Origin of the sequence: Streptomyces sp. DH12, from assembly GCF_020873895.1 — a bacterium.
Lineage (GTDB): Bacteria > Actinomycetota > Actinomycetes > Streptomycetales > Streptomycetaceae > Streptomyces.
Genome location: NZ_JAHWGT010000254.1, coordinates 1 through 741, shown reverse-complemented (window position 1 = coordinate 741; position 741 = coordinate 1). Strand labels below are relative to the sequence as shown.

Below are 741 nucleotides of genomic sequence, written 5' to 3'. Positions count from 1 at the left end.
GGCACACCGGGACGGCCGCCGTCCACCGGCTCCTCGCCCTGGCGCCCCGGTTCGCCGGGGGCCGTTCCGCCCAGGACTGCGTCCGGGAGGTCGTACGGGAGTTCGGTCAAGGAGAGCGTGCCGAGCACGCCTGTGTGCTGGTGGCGCGCGTCGCCTCCTGACGGGGGCGTACGCGTGACAGGTGGCGCGTGACCCTCAGGCCCTCGCGGTCCCGCCCTTGCCCCGCGGTCTGGGCAGCGCCAGCTCGATCTCCTCCCGCAGTTCCTTGATCCGCGGGTACGAGGCGTACTCGGCGGTCAGCCGGTACATCTGGCGCAGCCGGTCCCAGGTGCGGCGCGAGGAGTTCTGGCCCATCGACACCAGGGCGAGCCGCGCGAAGCGGTCGGCCTGCTCGGGGTCGTCGGCGATGAAGCACGCGGAGGCCATCGACAGGAAGTCGAAGATCTTCGACCGCTGCTGGGCGTCCACCCGCAGGGCCAGCGCCTTGTCCGCGTAGTGCTGGGCGTGGACGGCCGCGTCCGGCTCGAACTCCGCGAGCGTGCGGTAGGCGAGGGCCTGCATGCCGTACAGATCCGCCTCGTTGAACAGCTGCATCCAGTTCGGCGGCGGCATGTCGCCCTTGTCGGAGACGAACAGGTCCTCCGCCTGGCCCAGGGTGCGGCGCATGGCCTGGCCCTTGCCCATGGACGCCTGCGCCCAGGCCTCGACGGTGTGGAACATGGCGCGGGTGCGCGGCAGCAC

2 pseudogenes are annotated in these 741 nt (G+C 72.1%); one reads left to right on the top strand and one right to left on the bottom strand.

The annotated features are described in order from the left end of the window. Positions 1-161 (top strand): annotated as a pseudogene (locus tag LPA54_RS33860) (phosphatase); the annotation flags it as partial. Between the two features lie 34 nt (positions 162-195). Here LPA54_RS33860 and LPA54_RS33855 read toward each other — a convergent pair. Further along, positions 196-741, bottom strand: a pseudogene (locus LPA54_RS33855) (hypothetical protein); the annotation flags it as partial.